At 72.5% G+C, this 20,257-nt stretch carries 19 protein-coding genes; 12 read left to right on the top strand and 7 right to left on the bottom strand.

What is annotated here, in order from left to right; all coding sequences use genetic code 11:
• Window positions 1–22: 22 nt before the first annotated feature.
• Both OG373_RS06085 and OG373_RS06080 read left to right on the top strand, forming a co-directional pair.
• Window positions 23–1,045 carry a hypothetical protein gene (locus tag OG373_RS06085; RefSeq protein WP_405436476.1) on the top strand — a complete coding sequence of 341 codons (1,023 nt, stop codon included), beginning with the start codon at window positions 23–25 and terminating at the stop codon, window positions 1,043–1,045.
• Window positions 1,046–1,708: 663 nt separating this feature from the next.
• Window positions 1,709–2,089, top strand: a complete 381-nt coding sequence (locus OG373_RS06080) for a hypothetical protein (RefSeq protein WP_405436474.1) — start codon at window positions 1,709–1,711, stop codon at window positions 2,087–2,089.
• On the opposite strand, the gene OG373_RS06075 is transcribed toward OG373_RS06080, so the two are convergent.
• Window positions 2,086–2,724 carry a TetR/AcrR family transcriptional regulator gene (locus OG373_RS06075; RefSeq protein WP_405436471.1) on the bottom strand — a complete coding sequence of 213 codons (639 nt, stop codon included), beginning with the start codon at window positions 2,722–2,724 and terminating at the stop codon, window positions 2,086–2,088. The genes OG373_RS06080 and OG373_RS06075 overlap by 4 nt on opposite strands.
• Before the next feature lie 295 nt (window positions 2,725–3,019).
• Here OG373_RS06075 and OG373_RS06070 point away from each other — a divergent pair, with 295 nt between their 5' ends.
• Window positions 3,020–4,270, top strand: coding sequence for a cytochrome P450 (locus tag OG373_RS06070; RefSeq protein WP_405436470.1), 1,251 nt, complete (start codon window positions 3,020–3,022; stop codon window positions 4,268–4,270).
• A gap of 34 nt (window positions 4,271–4,304) precedes the next feature.
• Here OG373_RS06070 and puuE read toward each other — a convergent pair whose 3' ends face one another.
• Entirely contained in the window at window positions 4,305–5,213 is a 909-nt protein-coding gene (gene puuE / locus OG373_RS06065) for an allantoinase PuuE (protein ID WP_405436468.1), read from the bottom strand.
• A gap of 174 nt (window positions 5,214–5,387) precedes the next feature.
• Here puuE and OG373_RS06060 point away from each other — a divergent pair, with 174 nt between their 5' ends.
• Entirely contained in the window at window positions 5,388–7,409 is a 2,022-nt protein-coding gene (locus OG373_RS06060) for a SpoIIE family protein phosphatase (protein WP_405436466.1), read from the top strand.
• Window positions 7,410–7,469: 60 nt separating this feature from the next.
• Here the strand turns inward: OG373_RS06060 and OG373_RS06055 are convergent, their stop codons facing one another.
• Window positions 7,470–8,105 (bottom strand): YbhB/YbcL family Raf kinase inhibitor-like protein, encoded by a 636-nt coding sequence (locus tag OG373_RS06055; protein WP_405436464.1) that lies wholly within the window; start codon window positions 8,103–8,105, stop codon window positions 7,470–7,472.
• A gap of 139 nt (window positions 8,106–8,244) precedes the next feature.
• Here OG373_RS06055 and OG373_RS06050 point away from each other — a divergent pair, with 139 nt between their 5' ends.
• From OG373_RS06050 to OG373_RS06035, 4 genes are all read left to right on the top strand, one after another.
• Window positions 8,245–9,192, top strand: a complete 948-nt coding sequence (locus OG373_RS06050) for a helix-turn-helix transcriptional regulator (protein ID WP_405436462.1) — start codon at window positions 8,245–8,247, stop codon at window positions 9,190–9,192.
• 50 nt (window positions 9,193–9,242) lie between these two features.
• The gene (locus tag OG373_RS06045) at window positions 9,243–10,136 is read left to right on the top strand and encodes a LysR family transcriptional regulator (protein WP_405436460.1); all 894 of its coding nucleotides are present in this window, start codon (window positions 9,243–9,245) and stop codon (window positions 10,134–10,136) included.
• Between the two features lie 104 nt (window positions 10,137–10,240).
• The gene (locus OG373_RS06040; RefSeq protein WP_405436458.1) at window positions 10,241–10,771 is read left to right on the top strand and encodes an ATP-binding protein; all 531 of its coding nucleotides are present in this window, start codon (window positions 10,241–10,243) and stop codon (window positions 10,769–10,771) included.
• Complete coding sequence (locus OG373_RS06035; RefSeq protein ID WP_405436456.1) at window positions 10,771–11,598, top strand: HpcH/HpaI aldolase/citrate lyase family protein; 828 nt, start codon at window positions 10,771–10,773, stop codon at window positions 11,596–11,598. Before OG373_RS06040 ends, OG373_RS06035 begins: the two co-directional genes overlap by 1 nt.
• 296 nt (window positions 11,599–11,894) lie before the next feature.
• On the opposite strand, the gene OG373_RS06030 is transcribed toward OG373_RS06035, so the two are convergent.
• Complete coding sequence (locus OG373_RS06030; RefSeq protein ID WP_405436454.1) at window positions 11,895–12,467, bottom strand: MaoC family dehydratase; 573 nt, start codon at window positions 12,465–12,467, stop codon at window positions 11,895–11,897.
• Between the two features lie 197 nt (window positions 12,468–12,664).
• Here OG373_RS06030 and OG373_RS06025 point away from each other — a divergent pair, with 197 nt between their 5' ends.
• Together OG373_RS06025 and OG373_RS06020 are read left to right on the top strand one after the other, a co-directional pair.
• Window positions 12,665–13,906 (top strand): CaiB/BaiF CoA transferase family protein, encoded by a 1,242-nt coding sequence (locus OG373_RS06025; RefSeq protein WP_405436453.1) that lies wholly within the window; start codon window positions 12,665–12,667, stop codon window positions 13,904–13,906.
• Complete coding sequence (locus OG373_RS06020; RefSeq protein WP_405436452.1) at window positions 13,903–15,144, top strand: SLC13 family permease; 1,242 nt, start codon at window positions 13,903–13,905, stop codon at window positions 15,142–15,144. Before OG373_RS06025 ends, OG373_RS06020 begins: the two co-directional genes overlap by 4 nt.
• A gap of 21 nt (window positions 15,145–15,165) precedes the next feature.
• Here OG373_RS06020 and OG373_RS06015 read toward each other — a convergent pair whose 3' ends face one another.
• The gene (locus tag OG373_RS06015) at window positions 15,166–15,429 is read right to left on the bottom strand and encodes a hypothetical protein (RefSeq protein WP_397728127.1); all 264 of its coding nucleotides are present in this window, start codon (window positions 15,427–15,429) and stop codon (window positions 15,166–15,168) included.
• A 438-nt stretch (window positions 15,430–15,867) separates the two neighbouring features.
• Entirely contained in the window at window positions 15,868–17,235 is a 1,368-nt protein-coding gene (locus OG373_RS06010; RefSeq protein ID WP_405436450.1) for a helix-turn-helix domain-containing protein, read from the bottom strand.
• Window positions 17,236–17,448: 213 nt separating this feature from the next.
• On the opposite strand from OG373_RS06010, the gene OG373_RS06005 reads away from it, so the two are divergent.
• Window positions 17,449–18,231: a DUF4232 domain-containing protein gene (locus OG373_RS06005; protein WP_405436448.1), complete on the top strand. Its 783-nt coding sequence runs from the start codon at window positions 17,449–17,451 to the stop codon at window positions 18,229–18,231.
• 71 nt (window positions 18,232–18,302) lie between these two features.
• Here OG373_RS06005 and OG373_RS06000 read toward each other — a convergent pair whose 3' ends face one another.
• On the bottom strand, window positions 18,303–19,082 hold the full coding sequence (locus OG373_RS06000) for an NAD(P)H-dependent oxidoreductase (protein ID WP_405436447.1): 780 nt from the start codon (window positions 19,080–19,082) through the stop codon (window positions 18,303–18,305).
• 139 nt (window positions 19,083–19,221) lie between these two features.
• Between OG373_RS06000 and OG373_RS05995 the strand changes: the two genes are divergently transcribed.
• A complete protein-coding gene (locus OG373_RS05995; protein WP_405436445.1) occupies window positions 19,222–20,127 on the top strand; it encodes a helix-turn-helix transcriptional regulator in 906 nt (301 codons plus the stop codon).
• Window positions 20,128–20,257 lie beyond the last annotated feature (130 nt).

The following is a 20,257-nucleotide window of genomic DNA, read 5'->3' as shown; positions in this document are numbered from 1 at the left end:
GCGCTGCCTAGTCTCGCCGCCCATGACGACCCGACGACTGTCTGCCGTGCTCGGCGTTCTCCTCACTGCTGCCCTCGCGCACACCGGCCCCGTTTCGGTGGCCGCGGCGGCTCCCACCGGCCCCGGCTCCGGGCACGCGCCCCGGCCCGCGGCCCCGGCCCAGTACCTCTACTCCTCGATCGGGGACTTCGATTCCGAGGTCAAGCCGTTGGTCGACCGGCCCGACATCGCGGGTGTGCAGGTGGTCGTGCCGTGGAAGGCCCTGGAACCGCAAAAGGACCAGTACGACTTCTCCGCGATCGAGGAGGCGCTCACCTATCTCCAGGCCCGGCACAAGAAGCTGTTCGTCCAGGTGCAGGACCGCTTCTTCAGCGCTCCCACACGGCTCCCGAACTACCTGCTCACGGAACCGGAGTACGCCGGCGGCGCCGCGCCGACCACGAACGAGAACGGACTGGGGCCCGGCGAACCCGGAGCCGTCGCAGCCCAGTGGAACCCCGAGGTGCGCCGGCGCTTCCAGGGCCTGCTCAAAGCGCTCGCCGACCGCTTCGACGGGCGTCTGACGGGGGTGAACCTCCCGGAGACCGCCACCCAGGTTGATCTGGACGAGGACCGCAGCGGCTACACCGACGAGTCGTACTTCCGGGCCGAACTCGACAACATGGCCTTCGGCGCCAAGGTCTTCAAGCGGACCCAGTTCATCCAGTACGTGAACTTCTGGCCCGGTGAGTGGAACAACGACCACGGCTACATGGAGAAGACCTTCGAGTTCGCCAAGGCTCACGGTGTGGGCCTCGGCGGACCCGACGTCCTGCCGAACCGCCAGGCGCAGATGGAGAACTCCTACCCCTTCTTCGAGCGGTACCGCGGGCAACTCCCCATGGTGGCGATGGCGGTGCAGGAACCGGACTTCGAGTACATCAACCCCTCGACCGGCAAGCCGTACACCAAGGAGGAGTTCGTGGACTTCGGCGGCCGGCGCCTGGGCGCGGACGTGCTGTTCTGGGCGACCGGCGCACCCTGGCTCCACCAGCCCGCGTCCTGACACACCGGGCGGGTCCCGCGGTTCCCGGAGACCGCAGTACCGGGCGCCGGCGGACGACGCTGTCGCCCGGTGGCCGACGGGTGCCCGGATACCGGGCCGGTGAGGGCGGTGGCCAGAGCCTGGGCTTGGTCCGGCGTGATGCCGAGCGCGGGCCACGGTGCCACAGGCATCGCCGGGCATTTCGGCGTCGCCGAGCATGGGCGGCGGGAGCAGGAGACGACCCGCAGGACGGGCCAGGGCTGCTCGGGGTCACTGAGGCGGTCCACCGTTTCGTCGTAGGCCGACGTGTCCACCCCGTACGGCTCGGCCGGCTCGCCGGGATCGCCCATCGTCAACAGGACATGAGGGAGCCAGAACGCCGGGGCTCACGCGAGGTCCTCACTCGCAACCAACTCGCAGTCCTGCGTTCGGTGGCGACGCACCGGAGCGGTGCGCCGCCGTCGCGGCCGCCGGCATGGGCGTCGCCGAGGGGGGCTTGACGATGTGCACCCCAAGAGATGACACTCGGAGTGCAAGTTGTTTTGAGGCTGTTCGTGACATTTGTTCGCTGTCCGTGACGAAAGGCGAGACATGTCTGTCCACACCGCCCGAGCATGTACCGGGCCGAGCCGTGTTCGTGCAGGTCAGGGCGGAGCCGGGCGGCGCGGGCCGTCGACCGCGCGCGTGTCCGCCTACGCCGCCGCGGGCGCGGCCGTGGCTGCCGTATGGGTTCTCGGCGGGGACATGCCCGCGTGGGAGCACGCACTGCGCGTCCTCGTGGTGGTGCTCTGCGTCAGCCTTGCCGGGCGCTTCGTCGGCCCTCGTCTCACCCGCGCCGGGCGGGCCCCGCTCGACCGTGGTCTGTTCCTCGGACTGGTGACGGGGAAGGTGCTCCTGGTCGCCGTGGCCCTGCTCGTCGACTGGCTTGCCGGCCTGTGGTTCTCGGAGCCGACGCTGATCACTGCCGCGTTCCTGTTCGTGGTGGTGGCCGTCGGCGGCCCCGCCCTGCACGGCCGGCTGTCGCACGGTACGCGGGCCCGGCGGGACCCGGAAGAGACGGCCTAGCTGCCGGCCGGGGGCCGGTCGGTGGTGGCGAGCAGGGCGTGCACGGCCGTCTCCATGGTCCTGGCGGCCGATTCGGCGCTCAGGCCGCTGCTGCGCCAGTGGTACCAGGCACCCCAGGTCGTCACCGCGTCCAGGCCGTGGAGCACTTCGGATCTGCTTGACGCGGGCAGGAGTTCGAGTTCCTCCGCGAAGATCTCGGCCAGTCGCGCCCGGGCGAAGTCCAGTACCTCCCGGGTGACCTCGGCGACGCGGTCACCCGGTGTCTCCAGGCGCATCAGGGTCAGCTGAGCAGGAGTGATCCACTCCAGGATCCGTGCGCGCTGCTCCGTCAGGGCCGCTACCCGCGTGGCGCGCGGACCGGAGGTCGGAAGCGGCTGGATCTGCTCGATCAGCTGCTCCAGTCGACGGGTGATGGCCGTCTCCACCAGCTCGGACATGTCCGCGAAGTGGTGGAACACCAGGCGTCGGGACACGCCCGCGCGTTCGGCCACCCGCTCGGCGGGGAAGCTGGATTCCCCGTCGTCGAGCAGGGACAGTACGGCCTCGGCGATCTTCACCCGGGACTGTCGGCCGCGCTCGGCGCGGCCGTCGGCGGCGCGTTCCTCGGTCCGTGGCCGTCGAGCCGGCTGATTCACGGCGCCCCTCCCCACCTCGCTGGGTGCCATTGTCGCAAACGAGTTGTCGGTCGCCGTGGCGGCGCGGGCGGAGCCGGGGATCCCGGCCCCCTTCTCCACCCCCACCGTCGACCGCAGCACCGCAGCACCGCAGCACCGCAGCACCGCAGCACCGCAGCACGGGCGTGACCTGCGGTTCCGTCGCCCGGCGGGCGATCCGAGGGGCCTCCGTGCATGCTGGGAAAAGCCGGGCCCGGAGGCGCCGGTCCGCGCACCCTCCCACGCCCCGATCCCGCGAGCCGCACGAGGACACGCCATGACCCGAGCCATGCTCCGGCAGATCATCGACTACTCCAACCGTGCCGATCCGTACCCGCTGTACGAGGAGCTGCGCAGGACGCCGGTGTTCCACGACGAGGACGGGCCGTACGTCGTCAGCACCTACCACGAGATCCAGAGCCTGCTGCACGACCCACGCATCAGCTCCGACCCGCGCAACCTGACGCTGTCGCCGAGCGACCCGCTGGGGCAGGACGAAGGAGACGGCTCGGCCCTGCCGCCGGTCTTCATCAGGCTCGATCCGCCGGACCACGACCGGCTGCGCCGCATCACGAACCGGCCCTTCGGGCCGCCGCACTCCCCGCACAGGGTCCACGACATGCGCGGCGAGCTCGACGGCATCGTCACCGGCCTCATCGACGGCATCGCCGGCGCCGACTCCCTGGAACGGATCGACCTGGTCGACCAGTTCTCCTACCCCTTCCCGGTGACGGTGATCTGCCGGCTGCTGGGCGTGCCGCACGAGGACGAGCCCCGCTTCCACGGCTGGGCCGACACCCTCGCCGCCAGCCTGGACCCCGATCCGGATGTCGACCCCGGCGAGACGCCCAAGGCCGCGGCCGACGCGCAGATGGAGCTCGGCATGTACCTGGCCGGGCTGATCGAGGAGCGCCGCAAGAACCCGGGTGAGGACATGCTCTCCCAGCTGGCGGCCGGCGGTGAGGAACCGGACGGGGCGATGAGCACGCTGGAGGTCGTCAGCACTGCGGCGCTGCTGCTGATCGCGGGCCACGAGACCACGGTCAACCTGATCACCAACGGCATGCTGACCCTGCTGCGCCACCCGGACGTCCTCCAGCGGCTGCGCGAGGAACCGCAGTTGTCCGTACCGATCGTCGAGGAGCTGCTGCGGTACGAACCGCCCGTGCAACTGCTGCCCCGGCGCAGCACGCTCGCCGACATCGAGATCGCCGGGGTGAACATCCCCAAGGGCGCCACGGTTTCGCTGATCCTGGCGTCCGGCAACCGCGACCCGAAGCGGTTCGAGAACCCGGACCGCTTCGACCCGGACCGCAAGGACATCCAGCACCTCGGCCTCGGCAGCGGCATCCACAGCTGCTTCGGCGCCCCGCTGGCCCGGCTGGAGGCCCAGCTGGCACTGAGCGAGCTGGCCCGCCGGCTGGAGAACCCGCGGCTGCTGGAGGACCCGCCGCAGTACCGCCGGAACGCGGTCCTGCGCGGCCCGCGCCACCTGCCGATCGCCTGCGACGGCATCCGCGCGCCCTGACGGCCGGGGCAGCAGCGGGGAGGGTTCAGCGTGTTCAGCGCAGCGGCGGGTGCGTGGCGAGCCAGTGACGCGCGATCCGTTCGCGGGTGGTGACCCACGCCCCGCCGCGCTGCGCGACGTGCCGGAGGAAGCCGTCGAGGGCGCGGATGCGGCCGGGCCGGCCGATGATCCGGCCGTGCATGCCGATGCTCATCATGCGCGGGCGGTCGCCTCCCTCGGCGTGGAGGGTGTCGAAGGCGTCGACGAGGTAGGACAGCATGTCGTCGGCGGTCGTGAACCCGTGGACCAGCAGGAACTTGAAGTCGTTCGCGTCGAGGCTGTAGGGCAGCACGAGGTGCGGCCGGCCGGCGGCTTCGACGTAGAACGGCAGGTCGTCCGAGTAGTCGTCGGAGTCGTAGAGGAAGCCGCCCTCCTCGGCGACCAGGCGCCGCGTGTGGGGGCTCGTCCGACCGGTGTACCAGCCCACGGGCCGGCGGCCGACGAGCCGCTCGATCGTCGAGATCGAGCGCGCGATGTCGGCGCGCTCGGCCTCCTCGGACACGTGGCGGTAGTCGATCCACCGCCAGCTGTGGCCGGCCACCTCCCAGCCGGCGGCGGCCATGGCCCGTGCGGCGTCCGGGTTGCGTTCGAGCGCCTGGGCCACGGCGTACACGGTGATCGGCGCGTTGTGGGCGGCGAGCGTGCGATGGATGCGCCAGAAGCCCGCGCGCGAGCCGTAGGCGAACATGGATTCGACGTTCAGGTCCCGCCCGCCCACCACGGGTGGCGCGCCGATGAGCTCGTGAAGGAAGCCCTCGGAGGTGGCGTCGCCCTCGAGGACGTTCTGCTCGCCGCCCTCCTCGTAGTTGAGGACGAGGCTGACGGCCACACGGGCACCGCCGGGCCAGGCGGCAAGCGGCGGCTCGGCGCCGTAACCGACGAGATCGCGCTGATGCTCATGCACGGGCGGCACCCTACTCCGTGCGGCAGCCGGGGGAGGGCCTGTGGCCGCGTGCCCCCGGCGAGGGCGCGCTGCGGGTCGCCGGGTTCCCCCTCGGGGACGATACTGAAGGTCACGGTGCGTGGAGGCGACATGCGTGAACCGGAGCATCGTGGCCCGAGGGCGGCCTCGGTGCCCGTGAACGAAACCGCTGCGGTCGTACTGGACGACGCAGGCGTGGTCGTCGCCATCTCGGAACGGGCCGCGCTGCTGCTGGAATGCTCGCCGGGACAGATCTGTGCTCCCTTGCTGGGGGTGCCGGCGCGTGCCGCTACGGAGGCGCTGCCGACCGTTCTCCCCGCGACCACCCTTGGTGGCACTCATGCAGGTCAAGAGGTCCGGGTCCCTCAGGCCTGCACGGTGGTCCGGCTCGAAGCGCGCACTCCCGGCGCCTGGGATGCCGCCGCGCACTGGCTCGTCCTGCTCACCCCGGCGGAAACCGCGAGGGCGGCGGCCGGGCCCGACTCGGAGCGACGCCGGACCGGGCTGGCGCACGCCGCCGCCGCGAGCATCGGGGTCTCCCTGGACGTGACGGACATGGCGCAGGTCCTCGTGAACCTGCTCGTCCCCGATTTCGCCGACCTGGCGACGGTGGACCTCGCCGAACCGGTGCTGGTGGGCGACGAGCCCCCGCACCTCGACGCCAGTGACGATGTCCGCCTGCGCCGGGCCGCCTCCGCGCAGAGCCCGGGGATCTCCGCAGAGGACCTCCTGCCGGTCGGAGAGGCGCTCCCTCCTGTACCGGACACGGAGGTGATGCGCCCGCTCATGGCGGGACGGCCGGTGCTGGTGCCGGACGTCGCCGTACTCCGCGCGGCGCTCGGGGTGGACCCCGAGACCCTGCGGCTGTTCGTCCCGAGCGGTGCCCACTCCTCCGTGGCGGTACCCCTCTACGCCCGGGGCCTGGTCCTCGGCTGCGTCACGGTCTGGCGCAGTCAGCTCCCTTCCGCGTACGACGAGGCGGACGCCGCGCTCCTGCAGGACGTCGCCTCCAGGGCCGCCCTCGGCGTGGACAACGCGCGCCGCTACACGAGGGAACACCGGTCGGCGCTGGCCCTGCAACGAAGCCTGCTGCCGCACTCGGTCCTGAACACGGCGGCCGCGGACACCGCGGGTGTCTACCAGCCGGCCGGGGGCGGCGTCGGCGTCGGCGGGGACTGGTTCGACGTGATTCCCCTGCCGTCGCTGCGCGTGGCGTTCGTCGTCGGAGACGTCGTCGGCCATGGACTCGAGGCCACCGCGGCGATGGCACGACTGCGGACCGCGGTGCAGACCCTGGCCGACCTCGATCTGGATCCGGGTGAGCTGCTCACGCACCTGGACGACCTGGTGCTCGGATTCTCCAGCGAGCACATGGCCGACGCGTCCCGCGCGGAGCCCGCGGTACTCGGAGCGACGTGCCTGTACGCCGTCTACGATCCGGTGACGAGGCGGTGCGCCGCCGCCACCGCGGGACATCCGCCGCCGGCCCTGCTGCCCCCGGGGGAGGAGCCGTACTTCCTGGGCATGACGCCGGGACCACCGCTCGGGGTCGGCGGAATGCCGTTCGAGGTGACGGAGTTCGGCGTGCAACCCGGCAGCACGCTCGCCCTCTACACGGACGGACTCGTGGAGCGCCGCGGCGGCGACATCGAGCAGGGGATGGAAAAGCTGCGGAGGTCGCTCGCCGGCACGGCCGGGCCGGACCGGCCGCTCGGCGAGATCAGCCAGACCCTTTGCGACGAGGTGCTGCCCCACGAGGCCACGGACGACATCGCCCTGCTGCTCGCCCGCACCCGCGCGCTCACGTCCGACCAGGTCGCCGAGTGGGAACTCGAACCCGACCTGTCCCTCGTCGCGCACGCCCGTGAGCTGGTACTGGGCCGGCTGTCCGACTGGCAGTTGGAGGACATGGGCTTCGTGACGGAGCTCGTCGCCAGCGAGCTCGTCACGAACGCGATCCGATACGCGGGCGGACCGGTGGGGCTCCGGCTGATCCGCGACCGGCTGCTCGTCTGCGAGGTGTCCGACACCAGCAGCACCCAGCCGCGCCTGCGCCGCGCACGGGACACGGACGAAGGCGGGCGCGGCCTCTTCCTCGTGGCCCAGCTCACCGACCGCTGGGGCAGCCGGTTCACCAGCACCGGGAAGACCATCTGGACGGAACAGGCGATCGGCTGACCCGTGGCTGCGCCCTCCACTGCTTCGGACGGGCCGCCGGGTGGGCGCCCGTGGGCGGGGTCAGCGGCGCACCGTGCCCGTGATCCGGGCGTACCCGATGATGTGGCCGGACATCATGAACGCGGCAATGGTCGGCGGCGTGGACGCGGGCAGGCCGAGCGTGGGCACGTCGAGTGCGTACACCGTGATCTCGTAGTGGTGGGTGAGGTCGCCGACCGGCGGGCAGGGCCCCAGATAACCGGTGCTTCCGGAGTCGTTGGCCCCGGTGACCGCGCCGGCCGGCAGCCGGGTGTCCATGCCGGTGTCGCCGACGGGGACGTCCCAGACGAGCCAGTGCCAGAATCCGGCTCCGGTGGGCGCGTCGGGGTCGAACATGGTGATCGCGTAGCTGCGGGTGGCCTGCGGAGCGCCACTCCACGAGAGCCGGGGCTGTCGGTTGTCACCGGTGCAGCCGAAGGCGTCGGCCCAGGTGTCGGCCGGGAGCGCCTCGCCGTCGCGCACATCGGGGCTGGTGACCGTGAAGCGTGCCGCGGAGGCGGGCACACCCCTGCGGACCTCGGTGTATCCGTAGTCCGAAGGGTCGATCGGGGCAGTGGTTCGCTCGGGCTCCTCGGGCACGGGCCCGGCCACAGCGGTGTCGAGCGGGGCGCCGGCCACGACGGCCTCGGCCACGCCGGTGTGCGGGGACTTCTTCATCGGATCCTCCTGAAGGTCGGTGGTGAACCGATGGTCCCGACCGGGCGGACGGGCCGGAAGGCCCTGCGGATGCTGGTACCCGCCGTACCACCGTCCGCTGTGGACAGGGAGCCGCGGTGTGGGGCGATGATGGGGCGTGGTGCATAGACGAACAGGGCGCAACGAGGAGCTGGCGCAGTTCCTGCGGGCCATGCGGGAGCGGCTGCGGCCGGACGACGTGGGACTGGCGGACCAGGGGCGTCGCCGCACGCCGGGTCTGCGGCGGCAGGAGGTCGCCGAGCTGGCTGCCGTCAGCGTCGAGTGGTACATCCGGCTGGAGCAGGGGAGGGCGAGCGCGCCCGGCACCGCGGTGCTCGACGGCCTGGCCCGGGCGTTGCGGCTGTCGCCCGCCGAACGCCGGCACCTGCACGTGATCGCCCGGGGAGAGGCGCCGGTGCCCCGTCCCGAGTGCCTGCCGGTGAGCGGGTCGCTGCGCGTCCTGATGGACGGAATGCCGCTCCTGCCCGCCTACCTCGTCGACTTCAGGTTCGACGTCCTGGCCCACAACAGCGCCGCGGCCGCGCTGTTCGGCGAGGACTTCGGCTCCGGCGTCGCGGACAACATGGCCCGGATGCTGTTCCTGTCGCCCCGCATGCGGGAGATGCAGCTGGACTGGGCCCGGGTGGCCCGCGAGACGGTGGGCAACCTGCGTGCCACGCTCGCACGCCACCCCGACGAACCGCGGCTGCTGGAGGTGATCGGGGAACTGCGCGCGACCGTCACGGAGTTCGCCCTCTGGTGGGACGACCACACGGTGCGGCAGCGTGCTCACGGCACCAAGCGGATCAGCCATCCCTCGGTCGGCGAGCTGACCGTCCACTACGACACGCTGGCCACCCTGGACGGGGCCGGACAGTCCCTGATCGTCCTCACACCGGCCGACCCGGCGGCCGAGGCGTGTCTGCGCGCGCTGATGGCCGATCGCGCCGGCACCCTCGGCGGCCCCGGCCTGCACGCCCTGCCGGCCGCCCAGACCCGGCACCCCGAAGCACCCGGCGGCAGCGCGAGGCCCGGGGCGGCTCCCCGTCGCCGGCCCGGCCGGCGGTGACCCCGCCCGTCCCCCACGGCGGGATCACGCACCACACGTAGGGTGGTTCCATGGAGATCAGAGAGTTGCAGTGGTTCGTGGCTCTCGCCGAGTGCGAGCACGTGACCTCCGCGGCCGAGCGGCTCAACATCGCCCAGCCCACGCTCTCCCGTGCGCTCGCCCGCCTGGAGAAGCGGGTGGGGGTGGCGCTGTTCGACCGCAAGCAGAACCGCCTCCATCTCAACAAGTACGGTGAGGTGTTCCGGGCACACGCCGTACGAGCCATCAGCGAGATGGACCGCGCGGAACAGCGCATCGCCACCCTGATCGATCCCGACACCGGGACCATCACCCTCGGCTTCCTCCACTCCTACGGGACCTGGCTGGTCCCGTCCCTGCTCGCCGGGTACCACGCGATCGCCCCGGCGACCACCTTCGAGCTGCGCGGCAGCGCCGCGGACGCGGTGGTCGACGGGGTACGGCAAGGCAGGCTGGACCTCGGCATCACCAGTCCCCGTCCCGCCGACACCACCCTGCGCTGGACGCCGCTCCAGAACGAGCCGTTGGCCCTCCTCGTGCCCGTGGGCCACCGTCTCGCCTCCCACCACCGGGTACGGCTGGCCGAGCTGGCCGCGGAGGACTTCCTCGCGCTGCAACCGGAGTTCGGCCTGCGCCAGGTCGCGGACAAGCTGTGCGAGGCGGCCGGCCTCACCCCGCGGATCGTCATGGAGTGCACCGAACTCAGCACGCTCCGCTCGCTGGTGTCCTCCGGACTCGGCGTGGCCGTGGTGCCCGCCACCGGTGACGCGTCCGCTCACCCCGCAGGCGCCGTCTCCGTCCCCCTGGCGGACCCGGGGGCCTTCCGGACCATCGGAGTGATCGCGCAGGCCGGGGGCCCGCGCGCCGCGGTCGTGGCCCGCTTCCACCACTACATCCGCTCCACCGCGCAGCCGCCCGAGGCCTGACCGCTGCCGCCCGGTGCCAGTGACCTGGGAACATGCGCGTAGCGCATCAGGCCGCAGGACAACCGTCATTTCACAGGGCGAACGCCGGGGCAGAGGATCGTCCCATGAACATTCATGCCACCACCGTCCCGGTGCGGTCGTGTGGAAACCGGTACCCGACAAGAGACCCGGCCACGGGACCCGGCGCAGCCGAGACCGTTCCCGTACCGCCGACGCGGCCGACCGCGCTCCTGCGGGGAGCGGTCTTCGTGGCGGCCGAGAAGAACATGGTCCGCGAGGTGCGCCACTTCACCTCCTCCCTGCTGGCCTTCTGGGGCGTGGCCGCCTGCGACCGCGAGTCGGCCCTCCTGGTCGTCGGCGAACTCGGTGCCAACGCCGCCCAGCACGGGGGCGCGGAGCTCGCCGTTCACCTGTCCCTGGAGGGCATGACGCTCCACATCGACGTACGCGACTGCGGCCCGCTTCGCCCGGCGCGACCGTCCGGTACCACGGCCCGTCCGGCCTGGGAGTGCGGGCGGGGGCTCACCATCGTCGGCCACCTCGCCGACCGGGTCGAGACCATGTCGTCCGGCGAGGGGCACCTGGTCCGGGCCGACCTGCGCCTCACCCCGCCCGCTCCCCACGGGGCAATCTGATGACCCTCGCTCCCCGGTACGCCCGCTCGTGGCTGTTCACCCCGGCGGACCGTCCCGACCGCTACCCCCGCAGGGACCGGCCCGGTGCGGACGCGGTCGTCCTGGACCTCGAGGACGCCGTCGCCCCCGGACGCAAGGTGCTCGCCCGCCACCACCTCACCCGGCCCGGCGCCGTCGAGGTACCGGTCTGGGTGAGGATCAACGACCGCACCAGCGAGCACTGGCGTGACGATCTGGAAGCCGTCGCCGGCCTGCCCGCCCTCGCCGGAGTGATGCTGCCGAAGGCGGAGCACGCCGAGCACGTGGCCGCGACGGCGGCCCACCTGCCGGCCGGTACCGCCGTCGTCGCCCTGGTGGAGACCTCGCTCGGCATGGAGAACGCCTTCGCCATCGCCCGCCAGAGGGCCACCTTCGCCCTCGCCTTCGGCGTCGCCGACTTCCGCCGGGAGACCGGTCTGGGCGACGCACCCGAGGCGTGGGCGTACTGCCGGACCCGGCTGGTCATCGCCAGTCGTGCGGCCGGACTGCGCGGCCCCGTCGACGGCCCCGCCATGCACCTGGACGACATCGCCGCGGTACGCGCCGAGGCGGACGCGAGCCGGGCCGGTGGATTCACCGGCAAGCTGTGCATCCACCCGGCGCAGACAGCCCCCGTGAACGCCGCCTACGGCCCGCCTCCGGAGCAGCTCGCCTGGGCCCGCCGGGTACTGGAGCAGGCCGCGCACAGCGAGGGAGCCGCGGTGCGAGTGGACGGCGAGATGATCGACCGGCCCCGCCTGGACCATGCCCGCGACCTGCTGGAGTTCGCGGCAGCGGTGGACGGCTAGGCCGTCTCTTTCGGATCTTGCCGGGCCCGCGACGCCCGGCACCGCACCCGGCTGCGTTGTCGGGGCGCCCGAGTACGTCCAGTACACGGGCGCCCCTCCGCCTTGCCGGGCACGGCACCGGACGCCGCGGACTCGGCCGACAAGATCCGAAAGAGACCGCCTAGGCCGTCGGCGCATCCGCCCGGCTGCGGCCGCCGCTCGACGCCCGTACGGAGCCCCGCCGGCCTCCTGGAGGCCGGCGGGGCTCGATGCCGTGCGGGAGCCGGATCGAAGCCCGGCGTTCGTGACGGCCCCGGTCAGTCGTCCAGGCCGGCCGCCGCCCTGGAGCGCTCGTCCCACACCGGCCGCACGGCGGCGAACGACGGCCCGTGGCCGCGCCGGTAGACCATGAGCGTGCGTTCGAAGGTGATGACGACGACGCCGTCCTGGTTGAAGCCGACCGTACGCACGCGGACGATGCCGACGTCGGGCCTGCTGGCGGAGGTTCGCGCGGCCAGCACCTCCGACTGCGAGTAGATCGTGTCGCCCTCGAAGACCGGGTTCGGCAGGCGGACCCGGTCCCATCCCAGGTTCGCCATCACATGCTGGGAGATGTCGGTGACGCTCTGCCCGGTCACCAGGGCCAGGGTGAAGGTGGAGTCCACCAGGGGGCGGCCCCACACCGTCTGCGCCGCGTAGTGCCGGTCGAAGTGCAGTGGCGCCGTGTTCTGCGTGAGCAGGGTCATCCACGAGTTGTCCGTCTCCAGCACGGTCCGTCCCAGGGGATGCCGGTACACGTCCCCCACCGCGAAATCCTCGAAGTAGCGGCCCTGCCAGCCCTCCACGGGGGCGCGGTCCTGGACGGGGCGGGTGTGGTTCTCGTTCGTCATGACCTCATCCTCGGAACGTCGGGGGCGGCTTGTGAAATGACGGGATGTGCGCCGGGCCATGTGTGACACGCATGGCCGAGCCGCCTCCTCCTGCCATGCGTGCCACGCATCGAACGGCGGTCATCTCGTCATTTCACAGCGCCCCACGGACGGCGGAAGGGTGTCCCCACACATCCCGACTGCCCCGGAGGGCCCGTATGCCCGAGCCGCATCCCCCGCACCGCCCAGCCACCGGACCGGGCACCGAATTTGACGGAGCGTCATCCATCGCGCCACTCGCCGGTCTCGTCGTCGTCTCGCTCGAACAGGCGGTCGCGGCACCGTTCGCCACCCGTCAGCTGGCCGATCTCGGCGCCCGTGTCATCAAGATCGAAAGGCCCGGTACCGGTGACCTGGCCCGCGGCTACGACCGCACCGTGCGCGGAATGTCCAGCCACTTCGTGTGGCTCAACCGGGGCAAGGAGAGCGTCGAGCTCGACGTACGATCCCCCGAGGGCAACCGGCGGCTGCGCGCCCTCGTCGACCGGGCCGACGTCCTCGTGCAGAACCTCGCCCCCGGGGCAGCCGACCGCCTCGGCATCGGCAGCGAGCGACTCGCCCGTGAAAGGCCCGAGTTGATCACCTGTGACATCTCGGGATACGGCGGCTCCGGCCCGTACCGTGAGCGCAAGGCGTACGACCTCCTGGTGCAGGCCGAGGCCGGACTCCTCGCCATCACCGGAACCCCCGAGACCCCGTCCAAGGTGGGCCTGTCCATCGCCGACATCTGCGCCGGCATGTACGCGTACTCCGGCATCCTCACGGCGCTCCTGGAGCGCACCCGGACGGGCCGGGGCGCCCGGCTGGAAGTCTCCATGCTGGAGGCGCTCGGCGAGTGGATGGGCTACGCCGAGTACTTCACCCGGTACGGCGGGACCGCTCCCGCCCGTACCGGAGCCAGCCACGCGACCATCGCCCCATACGGCCCGTTCCCCACCCGTGACGGGCAGAGCGTGATCCTCGGCCTCCAGAACGCCCACGAGTGGGCGGCGTTCTGCGAGATCGTGCTCGACCGGCCCCGCCTGACCGACGACCCCCGGTTCCGGGGCAACGCCGACCGGGTCGCCCACCGGGCCGAACTCGACGCCGTCGTACGGGAGACCACCCTGGCGCTGAGCGCCGCGGAGCTCGTCGCCAGGCTGGACGGCGCCCGCATCGCGTATGCCGGGCAGCGCACCATGCAGGAGTTCAGCGCGCACGACCAGCTCCGGGCCCGTGGCCGCTGGGCCTCCTTCGACAGCCCGGTCGGGGAACTGCTGGGCCTCGTCCCGCCCGTCACCGTGGGCGGACGCACCCCCGCTCGCCTTCGGCCCGTACCCGCCCTGGGTGAGCACACCGACGCGGTTCTCGCCTGGATCGACACGCCTCTCGAGCACGCACCCGAAGGAAGAACGTCATGAACACGGAACTGATCGGCGTGCTGGTCCTGGCCGTCGTCTTCGTCCTGGCCTCCGTCACCGGCCTCAACATGGGCGTCCTCGCGCTGACCGCCACCTTCCTGCTCGGCGTCGTGTGGCTCGGGCACCCCGCCAAGGAGGTGCTGGCGGGCTTCCCGGCCGAGATGTTCGTCGTGCTCGTCGCCGTGACCTTCCTGTTCGGCATGGCTCGCGCCAACGGCACGGTGGACTGGATGGTCCACTCGGCGGTCCGGGCCGCCGGCAACCGGGTGGAGGTCGTGCCCTGGGTCCTGTTCCTCCTCGCCACCCTGCTGTGTGCCACCGGCGCCGCCTCCCCGGCGGCGGTCGCGATCGTGGCGCCCATCGGCATCACCTTCGCCGTGCGCCACGGGATGAGCCCGCTGTACGCAGGGCTGATGGCCGTCAACGGAGCCGCCGCGGGCAGCTTCGCGCCCACCGGAATCCTGGGCGGCATCGTGCACTCGTCCCTCGCGGCGAACGACCTGCACGTCGACGGGGCCGCACTCTTCGGCGGCACCTTCGCCATCAACCTGGCCGCAGCGTTCGTCACCTGGCTGCTCTTCGGCCGCCGGCGCCGGACGGTGGCCACGCCCGCGACGGACGTGGATGCCCCGGCGGCCACCTCGCCGGCCCTGAACGCCGAACAGGGGGCCACCCTGCTGGCGATGGCACTCCTGGTGCTCGGCACCACCGTCCTCTCCCTGGACACCGGCCTGTTCGCGCTCACCCTGGCCGCGGCCCTCGCCACCGCCTTCCGCCCCACCGCCCAACGGGCCGCGAAGGAGATCGCCTGGCCCGTCGTGCTGCTCGTCTGCGGGATCGTCACCTACATCGCCCTGCTGCAGAAACTCGGAGTCGTCGACTCCCTCGGGGAGACGATCGCCGCCGTCGGTGCTCCGCTCATGGCCGCTCTGCTGATCTGCTACGTCGGGGGCGTCGTGTCGGCCTTCGCCTCCACCACCGGCATCCTGGGCGCCCTGATGCCGCTCGCGACCCCGTTCCTCGCCTCGGGATCCATCACGACCACCGGCCTGGTCGTCGCCCTCGCCTCGGCCTCGACGATCGTCGACGCCAGTCCCTTCTCGACCAACGGAGCCCTCGTGGTCGCCAACGCGCCGGAACCGCTGCGCTCGGACACCTACCGCAACCTGCTGCGCTGGGGTGCGGGTGTGTGCGCCATCGCCCCGGGCGCGGCCTGGCTCGCCTTCGTGGTGATCTGACGGGCGGACCGGAGGCTTCCGTCAGCCGTCGCGTTCGTCGGTTCCGACCACGTAGGCGACGAGTACGCCGGCGAGTACGGCCCAGGCCACTGCGACGGGTCCGGCCGTGGCCCGGGCGAGGAGGCCGAGCAGGAGGGCGGTGAGGGCTCCGACGGCAAGCGCCCGGGGGTCGGTGAGGAACCTCCAGTGCCTGCGCCCGCTGCCGGGCCGGCGGATCTCGGCGATTGCCGTCCTGATGACGAGGGCCGCCACCACGATGGCGATGCTGAGCAGGGTGATCGCCATGGTGCCGTACCTCCGATGCGGGTCGGACGCGCTGTGCGGCGGGTCGTCCTGCCGCGTTGCGCCGGTGGATGCCGGCGAGGCTGCCACCGAGGCCCGCGGGCGGCGCGTACAGGGCCGTCGGTACTGTCATGCCGCACACCGCCGCGATGACCGGCAGGGCGGCAGTGGCGCGCAGCCGTCCGACGGTCTCGGTGCGCAGGGCGGCGGCGACGGCCCGGCGTCGCGGCCACCGCATGAGACCGAAGGCGATGCGGGATCGCCGGCTGCTCATCATGGTGAGCCTTCCAGGATGTCGACCGGAAAGGGGTGTACGGCCCCGGACGCCGACCGGACTTCCCTCACACCCTAGGGGAGATGCCGGGATCCTGCCAGAGGGCTTCTCACCTGCGAGAACGCATACGAGCGGGCTTGCGGGGCCGGACCGGAACCGGCACCACGTCAGTGTGTCGTGCCCGCCTTGACCCATCCCTCGCCACCGAGCGGGAACTCGTAGGAGGGCCGCCCGTTGCGGCCGCTGGTGCGGAACGGCCTGCCGTTGTGGTCGATCGTCAGGGTGCCGCGGCGGGAACCGCTGGACCAGGACAACTCCAGGTACCAGCTCACGTCGTACGCCGAGGCGTCGGCCTTGATGTAGAAGACCTCCGGTTCGGATTCGCTGACCTTGAACGGGAAGTTCGGCTGCCCGGCCTCGGGCACGACGGCCGGGCGTACGGCGTCCAGGGCCACGGTGAAGGAGCGGGTCGGCACGCCGGCGCCGCAGCCGACCCCCGGGTAGCCCATGGCGTAGTCGTTCCAGCCGAGAGGCGCACGCTTGCCGGCCATTCGGACGGTCAGGCCGTCCAGGACCACCGTCTCCTTGCCGGAGCCCTGAAGGCTCAGCGTGACGTACTGCTCGCCGGCGGACACGGCTCCGGACGCCGCCACCCACGCGGGCGCGTCCCGCTCCACGGGCGGCGGGCCCACCCGGGCCGGAGGCCTGTCGATCAGGTAGTGCTGGCCGCAGGGCGACTCCCAGGTGTAGGGCTGAGTGGTCACCTTCACCGGCGTACCGGCCGCGGCGCGGTCGCCGCCCCCGCCAGGGGGCGGGCTCGCGGCGGTCGTGCCGGTGTCGCCCTCGGCGCCCTCGGCGCCGTCATCGGCCCGGGGGGCAGCGGGCGCGGATGCCGAAGGCGAGGTGCCGGTCGCTGCCGGGGCCGCCGCCTTGCCGTCCGCGCGTTCCGCTTCGCCGCCCGGGCGGGATGCGGCGGCGGCAGGAGCGTCCCGGACGTCCGCGTCCCGTCCCGGCAGGTTCGCGGTGAGCGCGACCGCTCCGGCCACGACGGCCACGGCGATTCCGGCGAGGACGGCCCCGCGGCTCCGCCGGCGCTGCTTCGGGGCAGCCGGACCGGAGGCGATCCGCGGCTCGGCCGGAAGCGGCTCGGGCAGCGCCTCCGCGGTGGCCGAGGGCCCGGCAGCGGCACTGGGCTCGGGCTGCTCCGGCGATGGCCGGGGAACGTCGGCCACGCCCGCGCCGGCCGGTGCCTTGCCGCCCGGCCCCGGACCACCGCCCTTGCGCGGGCGGTTCGCGTCCGCCAGCACCCAGCGCCGGTGCAGTTCGACGAGTTCCTCGGGCGACGCCTTGCAGAGGCGGGCGAGCCGTTCGAGGGGTGCGTAGTCCGTCGGGACGACATCGCCCCTGCAGTACCGGTGGAGCGTCGAGGTGCTCATGTGGAGTCGCTTGGCGAGCGTTCCGTAGCTGTGCCCGGACCGGTCCTTCAACTCCCGCAGCTGCCGGGCGAACCCGGCCTCGGCAGTGTCCTCCGACACCGATTCCTCCCAGCCCGTGTCCCGTCCCGCGTCCCAGGAACGGGTTGTTTCCGCAGCTCAGAGCCCATGCCGGCGTCCCAGATTCCCTGACTGCCCCTCGGATGCGGCGGCCGGGACGGATCACCGCACAAGCTGGGGCCATCCAAGCACACCGCTTCCGGCGACCCGTCCCGACTGGCCGTCGCGGGCCGCCCGTACGAGAGGGAATCAGTCATGTCCGCCTTCCGCAGCACCTCCACCCCTACCGGTACCCGTACGTCCCGTCCCCGCGCCCGCCGACGGCTCGCGACCGCGTCCGCGGTCGCCCTCGCCGCGCTCGCCCTCACCGCGTGCCAGGACGGCACGGGCATCAGGGACGAGGGCGCCGCGGCCGCCACGGGCTCCGCCGCGGCCACACCCCCGACAGCGGGCGGCAATACCGACACCCAGGGCGCGACGGCAGGTCAGCAGGGGACGACGGCCACCACGCCCCCGGCCCCGGGCTCCGCGACGACGACCACCGGCGGCGGGAAGAGCGGCACCGACCCGGCCGAGGAGAAGGGCTCCGCGGAGCCGCCCGCCGCAGGGGAGCGCGCTTTGTGCAACGGCTCGAACACCGCCGTCACCGTCCAGCCGGTCTCCCGCCCCCTCAACCACATGCTGATCACGGTGAAGAACACCGGCTCGAAGGTCTGCGACCTGACGTACCACCCGGTGCTCCGCTTCGACGAGATGCAGTGGGCGCCCGCCGCACGCCAGGGGACCCGGCCCCAGGCAGTGGTCTCCCTCGCGCCCGGCGAGTCGGGCTACGCGGCGGCCCTGCTCGCGGCGGCCGACGGCAGCGGTGAGGGCGGGACGACCGGGCACCGGCTCACCATCGCCTTCCAGGGCCGGACGCCCAACAGCGGAGGCGGCGCATCCGCCATCCCGCCACTGCCGGCTCAAGGTGTCCATTACGACAGCTCGTTGACGGTCACCTACTGGCAGCAGGACATCGACGACGCCCTCGGCTCCTGAGCCGGGAGGCCTGACGAAGGCTGGGAGCCGTCACGTTCACGCCGCCGCAGTCCGAGGCCGGCCGCAGGGAATCAGCCGCGCAGGTGCAGCCCGAATCCCGTGCGGCCCGCGGGCTCCAGTCCCTCCTTCAGGTGCATCGAGGGGATTTCGTAATCACCGAAGTTCTGCCGCCGGAACGCGATCGGCCCGGTCGACTCCAGGGTGAGCAGGCGCCGCTCCCAGGCCTCGGCCGCGTCCGGGTAGTCCTCGGCGGTCAGCCGGTCGGCGCCGTACAGCACGAACGGCGGCAGCACCTCGACGCCCGGGTAGTAGAGGATGCCGTGCTGGAACGGGAACAGCAGGTCCTCGATGGGGCCGTTGATTCCGCGAGCCGAGTAATGCGATGCGGGGCCGCCGACGGTCACCGACAGCAGGGCCTTCCTGCCCGCGAGGGTGCCTTCGCCGAAGCGCTCGCCGTACTTGGTGTCGCTGTGCTCGCCGACGCCGTAGGCGAAGCGGTAGGTGAACACCCGGTCCACCCAGCCCTTGAGGATCGCGGGCATCGTGTACCACCACAGCGGGAACTGGAAGATGATCCTGTCGGCCCACAGCAGTTTGTCCTGCTCGGCGAGGACGTCCGGGGTGAGCGTCCCGGTGTCGAAGGCCCGGCCCGAGTCCAGGGCGACCTTCAGCGGGCTGGAGGCGTGGGGGCCGTAGTCCGTGGAGTCCACGACCGCCTTCCAGTTCATCGCGTACAGATCGCTCACCCGTACCTCGTGCCCGGCGCCCTCCAATGTGGACACCGCGAGGTCCTTCAGCGAGCTGTTGAGCGACTTCGGCTCCGGGTGGGCGTGGACGATCAGCGTCTTCACGGGAACTCCTTCGGATCGGATGCCTTCGATCCTGGGCGCCGCGGGGGCCGGTGTTCAGGGGCGCCTCTTCCGTAGGACGGGACTTCCTGGTATCGGCAGGACCACCCTCACGGGCAACACCGAGGCCATACTTGGGGGCATGGACGATCTTGCGGGCTTCCTGCGGACCCGGCGTTCCCGGGTCGACCCGGCGGCCGTCGGCATCCCCACCGACAGCCGCCGCCGGGTGGCAGGGCTGCGCCGCGAGGAGGTCGCGCACCTGTCCGGAGTCAGCGTCGACTACTACGTACGCCTGGAGCAGGGCCGCGCGACCCAGCCCTCCGAGCAGGTCCTCGACGCGCTCGCCGGCGTCCTCGGCCTCGACGCCACCGAGCGCGGCCACCTCTACCGGCTCGCCCGGCAGCGCCGGCGCCGCGCGAAGGCGCCGGGCAAGGGGGTCCTCCCGGCCGGAGGCCGGTGGCGAGTCCGGCCGGAGCTGCTGCGCGTCCTCGACCTGGTCGCCGACGCGCCCGCCCTGATCATGGACCACCACCGCCTGGACGTGCTCGCCGGTAACCGCCTCGCCGGGCTCCTCTACGGCCGGCCGGTGCCGGGTCTGAACACGGCCCGACACATCTTCCTGGAGGAGGCGGAGCGCGGTCTCTACGCGGACTGGGAGAAATGCACGCTCGACGTGGTCGGGCACCTGCGTCTGGCCGCCGGGAAATACCCCGAGGACCCGCGCCTCGCTTCGCTCATCGGCGAGTTGGCGATGGGCAGCGAGCGGTTCCGCCGCCTCTGGGCCCGTGCGGACGTGCGCGCCCGCACCCATGGACGCAAGGCGTACCGGCACCCGCTGGTCGGACTCCTGGAACTGCACCAGGAGAACTTCGCACTACCGGATGAACCGGGCATGGAGCTGCTGGTGTTCTCCGCGGCCCCGGGCAGCCCCGCCGAGGACGGTCTGCGCCTGCTCGCGGGCCTGGGCGCGGACAGCGGTGCCGAGCGGGTGCCGCTGCGCCCCGCGGCCACACCGCCGGCGGCCGCCACCGGCACCGCACTGTGACGGTCGGCGCCATCCTGCTCGCGTAGCGCCCGGAGCAGTCCGGGCCGCCGTACGAGCTCCGTTCGCCGGCGGCCCGGCGGCCCGGCGGCCCCGGCCCCGGCCGGCGAAGGGGGGTGTTCGGTCACGCCGC

Source organism: Streptomyces avidinii, from assembly GCF_045161815.1.
Taxonomy (GTDB): domain Bacteria; phylum Actinomycetota; class Actinomycetes; order Streptomycetales; family Streptomycetaceae; genus Streptomyces; species Streptomyces avidinii.
Note: the sequence above shows the minus strand (reverse complement) of the source record. Positions and strands in the feature narration are given on the sequence as shown.